Source organism: Luteimonas sp. FCS-9 (assembly GCF_001014645.1).
Lineage (GTDB): Bacteria > Pseudomonadota > Gammaproteobacteria > Xanthomonadales > Xanthomonadaceae > Luteimonas.
Window position 1 is genome coordinate 219,858 of record NZ_LASZ01000001.1, and the last position, 13,802, is coordinate 233,659.

Here is a 13,802-nt window from a genome sequence, read left to right on the forward strand (position 1 = left end):
GATCAGTCCTGGTCGGCGGCGTCCGCGGCCGGCGCGTCGGCGGCCGGCGGCGCGGCCGGTTGCGCGGCGGGCGCCTGGGCCTGCGCCCCGGCGGGCTGCGCGGCGGCGTTGGCCGGTGCGGCCGCGGCGGCCTCGACCGGCTTCGGGCTCACCGGCGTGCCCACCTGGGCGCGCTGCAGGCCCGAGACGATGACGCGGTCGCCCGCGGCCAGGCCCGAATCGACGATCCAGTTGCCGCCGTCGGCGCGCACGAGGTTGATGTCCTTGCGCACGACCTGGTCGTCGGGGCCGGCGACGAGCACGAACGCGCTGGTCGCGTCGCGCTGCACCGCGGTCTGCGGCACCACGTAGATGCCGTCCTGGCGGCCCATGTCCGCGACCAGCGTCACGTACGTGCCCGGCAGCAGGCGGCGATCGGGGTTGGGCACGGTCGCACGCAGCGCGATCGCGCCGGTGGCCGGGTCGACGACGTCGGCCGAGAAGTCGAGGCTGCCGGTGTGCTCGTACACCGTGCCGTCCTGCAGCCGCACCTGCACCGAGGCCTGCTCGCTGCGGTCGACCTGCTTGGCGCGCAGCGCCTCCATGTCCGACACGCTCATCGAGAAGTTCACGTACAGCGGGTCGATCTGGTCGACGGTCGTCAGCAGCGTCACGTCGCCCTGCCCGACCAGCGCGCCCTCGGTGACCTGCTGCTTGCCGGCGCGGCCGGAGATCGGTGCGCGCACGGTGGCGTAGCCGAGGTTGATCTGTGCGGTGCGCACCGAGGCCCGGGCGGCCTCCAGCGCGGCCTGCGCGCTGCGCTCGTTGGCCAGCGCGTTGTCGAGGTCGGACTTGGAGATGAAGTCGGTCGGTGCCAGCTGGCGCGCGCGGTCGGCGGCGGTCTTGGCGTTGGTGTACTGCGCCTGCGCCTGCGCCTGCGCGGCCTGTGCATTGCCCAGCGCCGCCTGCAGCTGCGCCGGGTCGATCACGAACAGCACGTCGCCTTCCTTCACGTCGCTGCCTTCGGTGTAGACGCGGCGTTCCAGCACGCCGGGCACCCTGGCGCGGACGTCGGCGCTGCGGAACGGCGCGAGCCGGCCGACGAGATCCTGGCGCAGCGGCTGCGCGCCGGGCTGGACGGTCAGCACGCCCACTTCGGGCGGCGGCGGAGCGGCCTGCTCCTGTTGGTTGCCGCAGGCGGAAAGCGCCGCGGCGAGCACGGCAATGGACAGGATTCGGCGCATGGGAAGCCCTGGGGGAGGAGTCGGACGGGATTTACTATACCGGCCAGTATAGCTAATTCGGAAGCGGTGACGCACCATGCAGGAAGTCATTGCGCTGCGGCGAGGCGCGGCCCGCCCCGGACCAACGTCCAGCGACGGACTGCGCGCGGTGGCGGCCCCCGGCTCGCGGGTGCCTGCGCCGCCTAGGCGATCCTCCGACGTTGCCTAGGCGCCCGGGCGCGGAAGCGCGTCGATCCAGGCCGGGTCGAGCGCGAGCGCGGCGGCGTCCGGGCCGCCGCCATCGCCGCCATCGCCGACGAACGGCAGCACGCCCAGGCACGGCGCCGGCAGCGCCGCCTCGAGCAGGCCGATGTAGTCCTCGACGCGCGAGAAGCCAGGATCGATGCGATTGCCGACCCAGCCGGCCAGGCGGCAGCCGTCGGCCGCGATCGCGCGCGCGGTGAGCCGCGCGTGGCTCAGGCAGCCGAGCCGGAGTCCGACCACGAGCACGACCGCGCCGCCCAGCCGCCGCGCCAGGTCCGCGTGTTCCAGGCCGTCGGCCAGCGGTGCGTCCCAGCCGCCGGCGCCCTCGACCAGCACCACGTCGGCGGCCGACGCCAGCCGCGCATGCGCTGCGTGCAGCGCCGCGACGTCGACGACCACGCCGGCAGCGCGCGCGGCCAGCGTCGGCGCCGTCGCCTCGGGCAGCGCGACCGGGTTGACGTCGGCGTAGTCCGGACGGGGCCGGCTGGCGGCCTGCAGCGCCAGCGCGTCGGTGTTGCGCCAGCCGCCGTCCTGCCAGTCGCAGCCGCTGGCGACCGGCTTCATGCCGATCGCGCGCCGGCCGTCCGCGCGCAGCGCATGCAGCAGCGCCACGCTGGCGTGAGTCTTGCCGATGCCGGTGTCGGTGCCGGTGACCAGGAACGTCCGCGCGCTCATGCCGGCGCGCCCTTCGGGCCCCTCGGACCGACGCGGCCGGGCGGGCGCGACCCCGCTGCTACACTGCGCGACATGTTCACCTCCACACCTCTGAGCGGCAGCAAGGCCGACCAGTATGCCGCGCTCGCGGCGCAGGCTCGCGCCCTGCTCGACGGCGAGTCCGACCCGATCGCCAACGCCGCGAACCTCTCGGCGCTGGTCTACCACGCGCTGCCCGACCTCAACTGGGTCGGCTTCTATCTCTACGACGGCACTGAGCTGGTCGTCGGTCCGTTCCAGGGCCTGCCGGCCTGCGTGCGCATCCCGCTCGACAAGGGCGTGTGCGGGGCCGCCGCGCGCACCCGCCGGACTCAGCGCATCGACGACGTGCACGCGTTCCCGGGCCACATCGCCTGCGATGCCGCGTCGCGCTCGGAACTCGTCGTGCCGCTGGCCGACGGCGACCGCCTGATCGGCGTCTTCGACCTCGACAGCCCGCTGCCGGCACGCTTCGACGCCGACGACCAGGCCGGACTGGAGACGCTGGCGCAGCTCTACGTCGAGCACGCACGGTGACGACGCCGCGGCTGCGCAACATCGGCCCCCGCTCCGCCGCCTGGCTGCGCCAGGTGGGGTTGCGCACGCGCGAGGACCTCGCGGCAGCCGGCGCGGTCGAGGCCTTCGTGCGCGTGCGCCGGGCCGGGTTCCGGCCCAGCCTCAACCTGCTCTACTCGATCGAGGGCGCGCTGCTCGACTGCCACTGGCAGGACGTGCCCGAGGCGCGGCGCCTGCAATTGACCGAGGCCGCCGAGGCGGCGACCGCGCAGTTGCCCGACCCGCGCGCGCGGACCGCAGCCGGCCCGGTCACGACGACCGTGCACGCCGCCGCGGGGACCGGCGACGCCGCCACGCCCGACGATTCCGGGCGCTGAGCGCGCCTGTCGCGCCGCGGCGACGAGCGCCGTCCGTGCCGGACGCTGGCGTACAATCGCGCCTGCTTCGCGGTGACCCGGCCTGCCCGGGTTGAAACGGGAAGCCGGTGACGGGCGCCGCGATGCGGGCCCCATTCCGGCACTGCCCCCGCAACGGTAAGCGTGTCCAAGCGTCGCCTCTCGCCACTGTGCCGTGCACGGGAAGGCGCGGCGCCGGGCCGGAAGGCCCACGCGCGAGTCCGGAGACCGGCCACGGAGTTCCACCTGATTGCGATGCGGCGGGCATCGCGGCGACGTTCCGGGCGCGTCCGCGCCTGGACGACGGCCCGTGCGTGCCCGCTCCCGCGATCCTCGCCCGCCAGACCGTCGCCGCGCGCCCGATGCGCGCGCGCAAGGAGACCGCAATGCCGTTCCGCACCCTGACCGTGGCGATCGCCACCGCCCTCGTCGCGCCATCCGCGCTCGCCGCGCCCGCGCCCGGCGAGCTCGACGCCGTGCTCGTCACCGCCGACCGCGTCGAGACGAAGCTCGCCGACACGCTCGTGCCGGCGCAGGTCATCGACCGCGCCCAGATCGAGCGCAGCCAGGCGCGCGACCTGCCCGAACTGCTGCGCGGCCGCGCCGGCATCCAGATCGCCAACCAGGGCGGGCCGGGCAAGCTGACCTCGATCTTCATGCGCGGCAGCGAGTCGGACCACGTGCTGGTGCTGGTCGACGGCGTGCGCATCGGCTCGGCGACCGCGGGGCTGGCGGCGATCCAGGACCTGCCGGTCGACCAGATCGAGCGCGTGGAGATCGTCCGCGGCCCGCGCTCGGGCCTGTACGGCTCGGACGCGATCGGCGGCGTGATCCAGATCTTCACCCGCCGGCACGAGGGCGCGATCGTCCCGCACGCGCGCATCGGCGCCGGCAGCCATGGCCTGCGCGAAGCCAGCGCCGGCATCGGCGGACGCCGCGGCCGCGGCTGGTTCGGGGTCGACGCGGCGTTCCAGCGCACCGACGGCATCGACGCCTGCCGGGGCTCGGAGGCGCTGTTCCAGGGCTGCTACGTCGACGAACCCGACCGCGACGGCTACCGCAACCGCTCGCTGAACCTGCGCGCCGGCGTCGAGCTGGCCGAGGGCCTGACACTGGAGGGCCACGCGCTGCGCGCCGATGCGTTCACCCAGTACGACGGCAGCGCGTTCGGCGGCAACGAGGCCGACGTCGTGCAGCAGGTCGCCGGCGGCACGCTGGTGTACGCGCCGTCGGACGCGGTCGCGCTGACCGTGCGGGTCGGCCGCAACGACGACCGGGCGACGAACCATTTCCGCGACGCCGGCACCGGCGTGCGCACCGACGTCAGCCGCTTCGACACCCGCCGCGACACCGCCTCGGTGCAGGCCGACTTCGGCCTCGCGCCGGCGCAGCGCCTGTCGATGGGCCTGGATTGGATGTCCGACGAGATCGACAGCACGACCGGCTACGCGGCGACCTCGCGCGGCAACCTCGCGGTGTTCTCCGCCTACGCGGCCCGCTTCGGCGCGCACCTCGTCGAGGCCGGCGTGCGCCACGACGACAACGAACAGTTCGGCGGCCACACCACCGGCAGCCTGGGCTGGGGCCTGGATCTGGCCCACGGCCTGCGACTCAACGCGAGCGCGGCGACCAGCTTCAAGGCGCCGACGTTCAACGACCTGTACTACCCGTTCGGCAGCGGCAACCCCGACCTCGACCCCGAGCGCGCGAAGACCGCCAACCTGGGACTGGCGCAGGCCGGCGGGGCGTGGCGCTGGTCGTTCGACGTCTTCGAAAGCCGCGTCGACGACCTGATCGTGCTCGACAGCGCCTGGGTGCCGGCCAACATCCAGCAGGCGCGCATCCGCGGTGCCGAGCTGACGTTCGCGACGACGCTGGCCGGCTGGGACCTGTCCACCGAGCTGAGCCACGTCGACCCGCGCGACCGCAGCGGCGGCGCCAACGACGGCCGCATGCTCGCCCGCCGCGCGCGCAACAGCGGGCGGCTCGACGTCGACCGCAGCTTCGGCGCCGTGCGCGTCGGCACCACGCTGCGCGCGGCCGGCGGCCGCTTCGACGACGCGGCGAACACGACCCGGCTCGCCGGGCACGGCACGGTGGACCTGCGCGCGGCGTGGACGTTCGCGGCCGACTGGACGCTCGAGGCGCGGGCCACCAACCTGCTCGACAAGGACTACGAGACGGCCGCGTGGTATCGCCAGCCCGGCCGCGAGTACGGCCTGGCCCTGCGCTGGCAGCCGACGGCCCGCTGAGCCGCGGCACGCCGGGCGCCCTGCGTGCCTGTCCCGGCCCGCGCGCCGGCGGGCGACCGGACCCGCGCGCCTGGCCGATCGCCGCGGCGTCGACCACACTGGGCCCGGCTGCAAGCCGTCATCGCGGGAGGGACTGGGCATGCGGGTGTTCGTCATCGGTGCATCGGGGGGCGTGGGCGCCCGGGTCGTCGCCCAGGCGGTGGCGCGGGGACATCGCGTCACCGCGCAGAGCCGCACTGCGGGCCGGATCCGCGCCGTGCCGGGCGTCGACGTCGCCGCCGGCCGGCCCGACGACGCGCGGTTCCTGGCCGCGCGGATGCGCGGGCACGAGGCCGTGGTGATGAGCCTGGGCGTCGACCGGCGGGGCCCGACGACGCTGTTCTCCGATGCCACGCGCGCGACGATCGCCGCGATGCGGGAGACCGGCGTGCGGCGTCTGGTCGCGATCACCGGCGTCGGCGCGGGCGACACGCGCGGACACGGCGGCTGGTTCTACAACCGCATCGTGTTTCCGTTCGTCACCCGCCATCGGTATGCCGACAAGGACCGGCAGGAAGCGCTGATCGAACGGGCCGACCTCGACTGGACGCTCGTGCGGCCCGCGCCGTTCGCCGCACGTCCCGGACGCGGGGCATGGCAGGCGGTGCTGGAGGTGCCCCACGACCTGCAGCTCAGGGCCGTGACCCGGGACGAGGTCGCCGCGTTCGTCGTCGAATGCCTGGAGACCGGCGGCTTCCTGCGGTGCAGACCGTTCATCGGCCGAAGCTGACCGATCCCTGCGCGCCTGGCGGCGCACGACGCCGGACGCGGCGGTTCTGCCGGCGGCCGTCCGTACATCCACGCGATGCTCCGCGCCAATTGGTCACACCAATATGCGCCTAGTACTTTGGTCTCGTTGACCATCGCCTGGCTCAAGGGGTTAAATCGCCGCGCTCCGGTCAATCATTCCAGACAATGGTATGACCAATTTCCGAAGATCCGCCGGATGCGGGTCTGCCCCTCACCGGGAGTGCGCATGCAACAGGCCTGGCCGCAGATCTACGATCCTGCCGGCAATCTGTGGATCTCCAGTGCGATCGCACTGATCCCGATCGCCTTCTTCTTCTTCGCGTTGGTCGTCGCGCGGCTCAAGGGCTGGCTGGCCGGCACGCTGACTGTCGCGCTGGCGCTCGGCGTCGCGCTGCTGTTCTACCGCATGCCGGTCGACCGGGCGTTCGCGTCGGCGGCCTACGGCTTCATGTACGGCCTGTGGCCGATCGCGTGGATCATCATCGGCGCGGTGTTCGTCTACAAGGTCTCGGTCAAGACCGGCCAGTTCGACATCATCCGCGCCTCGATCCTGTCGGTGACCCCGGACCAGCGACTGCAGATGCTGCTGGTCGGCTTCGCGTTCGGCGCGTTCCTCGAGGGCGCGGCCGGCTTCGGCGCGCCGGTGGCGATCACCGCGGCGCTGCTGGTCGGGCTGGGCTTCAAGCCGCTGTACGCGGCCGGCCTGTGCCTGATCGCCAACACCGCCCCGGTCGCGTTCGGCGCGATGGGCATCCCGATCATCGTCGCCGGCCAGGTCACCGGGCTGGAGGCGTTCGAGATCGGCCAGATGGCGGGCCGTCAGCTCCCGTTCCTGACGATCGTCGTGCTGTTCTGGGTCATGGCGATCATGGACGGCTGGCGCGGCGTCCGCGAGACCTGGCCGGCGGTGCTGGTGGGCGGCGGTTCGTTCGCGATCGTGCAGTTCCTGACCTCGAACTACATCGGCCCCGAACTGCCGGACATCACCTCGGCGATCGCCTCGCTGGTGTGCCTGACGCTGTTCCTGCGCGTCTGGCAGCCGCGCCGCATCTTCCGCTTCGCACCCGACGCCGCGGACGCCGCACCGGCGGTCCCCGCCGGCACGGCAGCGGCGGTGCCGACGGATGCCGCGCGGCACTCGCCCGGCGCGATCGTCAAGGCCTGGTCGCCGTTCATCGTGCTGACCGCGATGGTGTCGATCTGGAGCGTCAAGCCGTTCAAGGCGCTGTTCGCGCCCGGCGGCGCGCTGGAGAGCTGGGTGCTCGCGGTGCCGGTGCCGTTCCTGCACCGGCTGGTCGACAAGACCCCGCCGATCGCCCCCGAGCCCCTGCCCTTTGACGCGATCTACCGCTTCGACTGGTTCTCGGCCACCGGCACGGCGATCCTGTTCGCGGCGCTGGTGTCGATCGTACTGCTGCGCATGCGCCCGGCGCAGGCGCTGTCGACGTTCGGCGAGACGCTGCGCGAACTGCGCACGCCGATCTACTCGATCGGCATGGTGCTGGCGTTCGCGTTCGTCGCCAACTATTCGGGGTTGTCGGCGACGCTGGCGCTCGCGCTGGCCCACACCGGCGACGCCTTCACGTTCTTCTCGCCGTTCCTGGGCTGGCTGGGCGTGTTCCTGACCGGCTCGGACACCTCGGCCAACGCGCTGTTCGCCGCGCTGCAGGCCAATACCGCGCAGCAGATCGGCGTGCCCGAGGTGCTGCTGGTCGCGGCCAACACCACCGGCGGAGTGACCGGCAAGATGATCTCGCCGCAGTCGATCGCGATCGCCTGCGCCGCGGTCGGCCTGGCCGGGCGCGAGTCGGACCTGTTCCGCTTCACCGTCAAGCACAGCCTGATCTTCGCGGCGATGGTCGGCCTCATCACCACGCTGCAGGCGCACGTGCTGACATGGATGATTCCCGGATGAGCGCGCCCTCCCCGGCCACCCGTCCCGAAACCATCGGCGCACGCCGTCCGCGCCTGTCCGACCAGGTCGCCGAGCGCGTGCTGGCGCTGATCGACGAGCGCGGCCTGCGCGCCGGCGACCGGCTGCCGGCCGAGCGCGCGCTCGCGCTCGAGCTGGGCGTGTCGCGTACCGTGCTGCGCGAGGCGATCGCGCAGCTGGCCAGCCAGGGCGTGCTGCATGCGCGCCAGGGCGGCGGCACCTACCTGTGCGCGCGCGACGCCGCGGCGCCGCGGGTGGTCGAGCCGCTGCAGCCGTTCGTCAGCGTGTTCCGCAGCGATCCGGAGTACCGCTACGACGTGCTCGAGATCCGGCACGGGCTGGAAGGCATGGCCGCGTGGCATGCCGCGCTGCGCGCCACCGACGACGACCGCGCCCGCATCGCCGGCGCGTTCGACGCGATGATGGCCGTGCACGGCCACGACGATCCGGCCGGCGAGGCGCGCGCCGACGCCGCGTTCCACCTGTCGATCGCCGAGGCCTCGCACAATCTGGTGCTGCTGCAGGTCATGCGCGGCTTGTTCGACCTGCTGCAGACCAACATCTCGCAGAGCCGCGAGAAGCTCTACCTGTCGCCGCGCACGTTCGAGCCGCTGTCGGTGCAGCACCGGGAAATGCGCGACGCCGTGCTGTCGGGCGATCCCGAGCGGGCCCGCGCCGCCGCCCACGCCCACCTGGAGTTCGTGCACACCTCGCTGCGCGAGCTCGACGAGAACGAGGCGCGCCGCACCCGCGCCTCGCGCCTGCCGCCGTCGCACAGCTGAAAGCCCCCGCCATGATCATCTCCGCCTCGACCGACTACCGCGCCGCCGCCCGGCGGCGGCTGCCGCCGTTCCTGTTCCACTACATCGACGGCGGCGCCTACGCCGAGCAGACCCTGCGCCGCAACGTCGCCGACCTGGAGGGCATCGCGCTGCGCCAGCGCGTGCTGCGCGACATGGCCGAGCTGGACCTGTCGACCGAGCTGTTCGGCGAGCGGCTGGCCTTCCCCGCAGCGCTGGCGCCGGTGGGGCTGACCGGCATGTACGCGCGCCGCGGCGAGGTGCAGGCCGCCCGCGCGGCGGCCGCGCGCGGCATCCCGTTCACGCTCTCGACGGTCTCGGTGTGCGCGATCGAGGAGGTCGCGCCGGCGATCGACCGGCCGATGTGGTTCCAGCTGTACGTGCTGCGCGACCGCGGCTTCATGCGCGCCGCGCTCGAACGCGCGCGGGCGGCCGGCTGCACCACGCTGGTGTTCACCGTCGACATGCCCACGCCCGGCGCGCGCTACCGCGACGCGCACTCGGGCATGAGCGGTCCCAACGCGGCGCTGCGGCGCCTGTGGCAGGCCGCCACGCATCCGGGCTGGGCCTGGGACGTCGGCCTGCACGGGCGGCCGCACGACCTGGGCAACATTTCCGCCTACCGCGGCGCGCCGACCGGGCTGGCCGACTACATCGGCTGGCTGGGCGCGAACTTCGACCCGTCGATCTCGTGGAAGGACCTGGAGTGGATTCGGGCGTTCTGGACCGGGCCGATGGTCATCAAGGGCATCCTCGACCCGGACGACGCCCGCGACGCGGTGCGCTTCGGCGCCGACGGCATCGTGGTCTCCAACCACGGCGGGCGCCAGCTCGACGGCGTGCTGTCGACCGCGCACGCGCTGCCGGCGATCGCCGACGCGGTGGGCGGGTCGCTCAAGATCCTCGCCGACTCGGGCGTGCGCAACGGCCTGGACATCGTGCGGATGCTGGCGCTGGGCGCCGACGCGGTGCTGCTCGGCCGTGCGTTCGTCTACGCCCTGGCCGCGGCCGGCCAGTCGGGGGTCGAGCACCTGCTCGACCTGCTGCAGAAGGAGATGCGCGTGGCGATGACGCTGACCGGCTCGCGCACGATCGCTGCGATCGGCCGCGACGCGCTGGTCGCGCCGCCGCGATGAGGACGTTGCGATGACCACCCGCACGCACGCCCCCGCCCTGCTCGACCGACTGCGTGGCATCGTCGGCCGCAGCCACGTGCTCAGCGGCGAGCGCGCGACGCGCCGCTACCGCAAGGGCTACCGGTTCGGCGACGGCCCGGTGCTCGCGGTCGCCCGCCCCGGCAGCCTGGTCGAGCTGTGGCGCGTGCTGCAGGCCGTCGTCGACGCCGGAGCGATCGTGATCATGCAGGCCGCCAACACCGGCCTGACCGGCGGCTCGACGCCCGACGGCGACGGCTACGACCGCGGCATCGTGCTGGTCAGCACCCGGCGGCTCGCGGGCATCCAGCTGCTGGACGGCGGCCGCCAGGTGGTCTGCCTGCCCGGCGCGACGCTCGACCGGCTGGAGAAGGCGCTCGCGCCGCTCGACCGCGAGCCGCATTCGGTGATCGGCTCGTCGTGCATCGGCGCCTCGGTGCTCGGCGGCGTGTGCAACAACTCCGGCGGCGCACTGGTGCGCCGCGGGCCGGCCTACACCGAGCTGGCGCTGTACGCGCAGCGCGGCGCCGACGGCGCGCTGCGGCTGGTGAACCACCTGGGCATCGACCTGGGCGAGGATCCCGAGACGGTGCTCGCGCGGCTGGAGGCCGGCGACTACGGCCCCGCGGACGTCGACCCCGCGCCCGACCGCGCGGCCTCGGACCGGCGCTACGCGCAGGACGTGCGCGACGTCGACGCGCCGACGCCGGCGCGCTACAACGCAGATCCCTCGCGACTGCACGAGGCCTCCGGGTCCGCGGGCCGGCTGGCGGTGTTCGCGGTGCGGCTCGACACCTTCCCGCGCGAGCCGGCAACGGTGCTCTATGTCGGCAGCAACGATCCCGACGATCTCACCGCGATCCGCCGCTATCTGCTGACCGGCCTGGACGAATTGCCGATCGCCGGCGAGTACGTCCACCGCGACGCGTTCGACATCGGCGCGCGGTACGGCAAGGACGTGTTCCTGCTGATCGACCGCTTCGGCACCGACAAGGTCCCGGCGGCGTTCGCGTGCAAGAGCCGGGTCGACGGCCTGCTCGAGCGCGTCGGCCTGCGCGGCGCCAGCGACCGGGCGCTGCAGGCGCTGGTGTCGCTGCTGCCCGATCACCTGCCGCGCCGGCTGCGCGACTTCCGCGACCGCTACGCCCACCACCTGCTGCTCAAGGTCGGTACGGCGCAGGCCGCGGCGACCGAGGGGTTCCTGGACCGCCATTTCGCCCCACGCACGTCGGGCAGCTGGTTCCGCTGCACCGCCGACGAGGGCCGCAAGGCATTCCTGCATCGCTTCGCGATCGCCAGCGCGGCGGTCCGCTACCGCGAGGCGCACCGACGCGAGGTCGCCGACATCGTCGCGCTCGACATCGCGCTGCGCCGCGACGATCGCGACTGGGTCGAGACGCTGCCGCCGGACATCGACTCGGCACTCGCCGGCCGGCTGTACTACGGGCACTTCCTGTGCCACGTGTTCCACCAGGACTACATCGTCAAGGCCGGCCACGACCCACTGGCGATCGAGCATGCGATGTGGGCCCTGCTCGACGCGCGCGGCGCCGAATACCCGGCCGAGCACAACGTCGGCCACCTCTATCCCGCCAAGCCGACGCTCGCCGCGTTCTACCGCACGCTCGACCCGACCAACAGCTTCAACCCCGGCATCGGCCACACCCCCAAGGGCGCGCACTGGACCGACTGCGACTGCCCGCATTGACCGCGCGTCGCACCCACACAGTGCACCCCGCTTGCCGGCCGGCCATCGCACCAAGTCCAGCGCCTGTCGACCGCAATCGAATATTCGCCTTCCGGTCCGCCATCGCATTCGTATCCAACGCCTGTCGGGTGCCGTGACCACCAAGCGGATATCGGGCCGCGACTGGGCGCGGTACCCGGCAGGCGCCCACGATCGTCCCCCGGCCCCTGGGGCTGGTCAGCACAATCTGTGGGCACGCGCCCGCGCGCGACAGGTGTTCGAGCAATCGCCTCGCGCGCAAGCGCGCTCCTACAGGCCATTGGCCTCGATCGCAGCATCCGATAACGAGATCGCGGCGCGTCAGCTTCTTCGTATCCCGCTTTCCGGCCCGTCATCGCACCCGCGTCCAGCGCCTGTCGAGTGCCGGGACCACCAAGCGGATATCGGGCCGCGACTGGGCGCGGTACCCGGCAGGCGCCCACGTCGCACCCTCAGCCTCGCTCGCGGCGCTCGACATCGAGACTGCGTCATCGCACCCAGCAGTGCCCTCGTATCCCGCTTTCCCGCCCGCCGTCGCAACCGTGTCCAGCGCCTGCCGGGTGCCGTGACCACCAAGCGGATATCGGGCCGCGACTGGGCGCGGTACCCGACAGGCGCCACGACGCACCATCAGCCTCGCTCGCGGCGCTCGACATCGAGACTGCGTCATCGCACCCAGCAGTGTCCTCGTACCCCGGTTTCCCGCCCGCCGTCGCAACCGTGTCCAGCGCCTGCCGGGTGCCGTGACCACCAAGCGGATATCGGGCCGCGACTGGGCGCGGTACCCGGCAGGCGCCCACGATGCACCATCAGCCTCGCTCGCGGTGCTCGACATCGAGACTGCGTCATCGCACCCAGCAGTGTCCCCGTATCCCGCTTTCCGGCCCGCCATCGCACCACGTCCAGCGCCTGCCGAGTGCCGCGACCACAAAAAAGCCCCGCTTGCGCGGGGCTTCGCGTTGCTGCGTGCGCGCGGTCAGGCGACCGGTGCGACGCCCGAGGCCTGCGCCCCCTTCGGTCCCTGCGTCACCTCGTAGCTCACGCGCTGCCCCTCCTGCAGCGACCGGAAGCCCGTCGAGTTGATCGCCGAGAAGTGCACGAACACATCCGCACTCCCGTCCTCGGGCGCAATGAACCCGAATCCCTTCGCATCGTTGAACCACTTCACTGTGCCGTATTGCATGAACGTCTGACCTCGTCTGGATACGTGATGCCGGCGGCCTGCAAGGGACGACCGACGGGCCGAGTATGCAAAGCATTCAGCCCGCGTTGCAATCACTCCGCGAGCAGCGCGCGCACCAGTTGGGGAATGCCGGCCGATGCCGCGGCCACGTTGGCCAGCACGTCCTCGAACGTGATGACCTCGTCGACCTGCGGGCCGGCACCGGCCGCCCAGTTCGCGACGATCGCCAGGCACGCGTAGTCGAGACCGAGTTCGCGCGCCAGTCCCGCCTCGGGCATGCCGGTCATGCCGACCAGGTCGCAGCCGTCGCGGCGCATGCGCGCGATCTCGGCCCGGGTCTCCAGCCGCGGCCCCTGCGTGGCGCCGTAGCAGCCGCCATCGACCAGCGCCACGCCCGCGCGCCCGGCCGCCGCGACGATCGCCCGCCGCAGCGAAGGCGTGTACGGGTTGCCGAAATCGACGTGCAGCACCTCGCTGCCCTCCTCCTCGCAGTACGTCGACACCCGGCCCCAGGTGTAGTCGATCAGCTGGTCCGGGCATGCGAGCACGCGCGGGCCGAAATGCTCGGTGATGCCGCCGACGGTGTTGAGCGCGAGCACGCGCGCGGCGCCGAGCGCCTGCAGCGCCGCGAGGTTGGCGCGGTAGTTGACCCGGTGCGGCGGCACCGAGTGGCCCTCGCCGTGGCGCGCGAGGAACGCCACGCGGCGACCGTCCAGCGTGCCGACCCGCACCGGCCCGGACAGCCCGCCGTAGCGCGTCACCGGCTGGTGCGTCTCGACATCCTGCAGCTCGGCCAGCGCGTACAGCCCGGTACCGCCGATCACGGCCAGGTCGATGGATGCGGTCATCGGGGTCTCTCGTCGGGCGCCGGGCGACGCGGGACCGCGATGATAGC

General features: G+C 73.1%; 12 protein-coding genes and 1 riboswitch. Of the genes, 8 read left to right on the plus strand and 4 right to left on the minus strand.

Features of this window, described 5'->3' with window-relative positions:
- Window positions 1-2 precede the first annotated feature (2 nt).
- Together WQ56_RS01055 and bioD are read right to left on the minus strand one after the other, a co-directional pair.
- Complete coding sequence (locus WQ56_RS01055; RefSeq protein WP_047135196.1) at window positions 3-1,223, minus strand: efflux RND transporter periplasmic adaptor subunit; 1,221 nt, start codon at window positions 1,221-1,223, stop codon at window positions 3-5.
- 204 nt (window positions 1,224-1,427) lie between these two features.
- The gene (gene bioD / locus WQ56_RS01060) at window positions 1,428-2,141 is read right to left on the minus strand and encodes a dethiobiotin synthase (RefSeq protein ID WP_047135197.1); all 714 of its coding nucleotides are present in this window, start codon (window positions 2,139-2,141) and stop codon (window positions 1,428-1,430) included.
- 72 nt (window positions 2,142-2,213) lie between these two features.
- Here bioD and WQ56_RS01065 point away from each other — a divergent pair, with 72 nt between their 5' ends.
- From WQ56_RS01065 to dld, 8 genes are all read left to right on the plus strand, one after another.
- Window positions 2,214-2,696: a GAF domain-containing protein gene (locus tag WQ56_RS01065; protein WP_047135198.1), complete on the plus strand. Its 483-nt coding sequence runs from the start codon at window positions 2,214-2,216 to the stop codon at window positions 2,694-2,696.
- A complete protein-coding gene (locus tag WQ56_RS01070) occupies window positions 2,693-3,052 on the plus strand; it encodes a TfoX/Sxy family protein (protein ID WP_047135199.1) in 360 nt (119 codons plus the stop codon). The genes WQ56_RS01065 and WQ56_RS01070 overlap by 4 nt, the downstream gene beginning before the upstream one ends.
- A 53-nt stretch (window positions 3,053-3,105) precedes the next feature.
- Window positions 3,106-3,322, plus strand: a riboswitch (cobalamin riboswitch).
- A gap of 134 nt (window positions 3,323-3,456) precedes the next feature.
- Complete coding sequence (gene btuB, locus WQ56_RS01075) at window positions 3,457-5,322, plus strand: TonB-dependent vitamin B12 receptor (protein ID WP_047135334.1); 1,866 nt, start codon at window positions 3,457-3,459, stop codon at window positions 5,320-5,322.
- A 139-nt stretch (window positions 5,323-5,461) separates the two neighbouring features.
- The gene (locus WQ56_RS01080; protein ID WP_047135200.1) at window positions 5,462-6,091 is read left to right on the plus strand and encodes an NAD(P)H-binding protein; all 630 of its coding nucleotides are present in this window, start codon (window positions 5,462-5,464) and stop codon (window positions 6,089-6,091) included.
- Window positions 6,092-6,337: 246 nt separating this feature from the next.
- Window positions 6,338-8,026 (plus strand): L-lactate permease, encoded by a 1,689-nt coding sequence (gene lldP, locus WQ56_RS01085; protein ID WP_047135201.1) that lies wholly within the window; start codon window positions 6,338-6,340, stop codon window positions 8,024-8,026.
- Complete coding sequence (gene lldR, locus WQ56_RS01090) at window positions 8,023-8,826, plus strand: transcriptional regulator LldR (RefSeq protein ID WP_047135202.1); 804 nt, start codon at window positions 8,023-8,025, stop codon at window positions 8,824-8,826. The genes lldP and lldR overlap by 4 nt, the downstream gene beginning before the upstream one ends.
- A gap of 11 nt (window positions 8,827-8,837) precedes the next feature.
- On the plus strand, window positions 8,838-9,980 hold the full coding sequence (gene lldD / locus WQ56_RS01095) for an FMN-dependent L-lactate dehydrogenase LldD (RefSeq protein WP_047135203.1): 1,143 nt from the start codon (window positions 8,838-8,840) through the stop codon (window positions 9,978-9,980).
- A 10-nt stretch (window positions 9,981-9,990) separates the two neighbouring features.
- A complete protein-coding gene (gene dld, locus WQ56_RS01100) occupies window positions 9,991-11,706 on the plus strand; it encodes a D-lactate dehydrogenase (protein ID WP_047135204.1) in 1,716 nt (571 codons plus the stop codon).
- A 994-nt stretch (window positions 11,707-12,700) separates the two neighbouring features.
- Here dld and WQ56_RS01105 read toward each other — a convergent pair.
- Window positions 12,701-12,907 (minus strand): cold-shock protein, encoded by a 207-nt coding sequence (locus WQ56_RS01105; protein WP_047135205.1) that lies wholly within the window; start codon window positions 12,905-12,907, stop codon window positions 12,701-12,703.
- Window positions 12,908-12,999: 92 nt separating this feature from the next.
- Window positions 13,000-13,755 (minus strand): S-methyl-5'-thioinosine phosphorylase, encoded by a 756-nt coding sequence (locus WQ56_RS01110; RefSeq protein WP_047135206.1) that lies wholly within the window; start codon window positions 13,753-13,755, stop codon window positions 13,000-13,002.
- Between the last annotated feature and the right edge of the window lie 47 nt (window positions 13,756-13,802).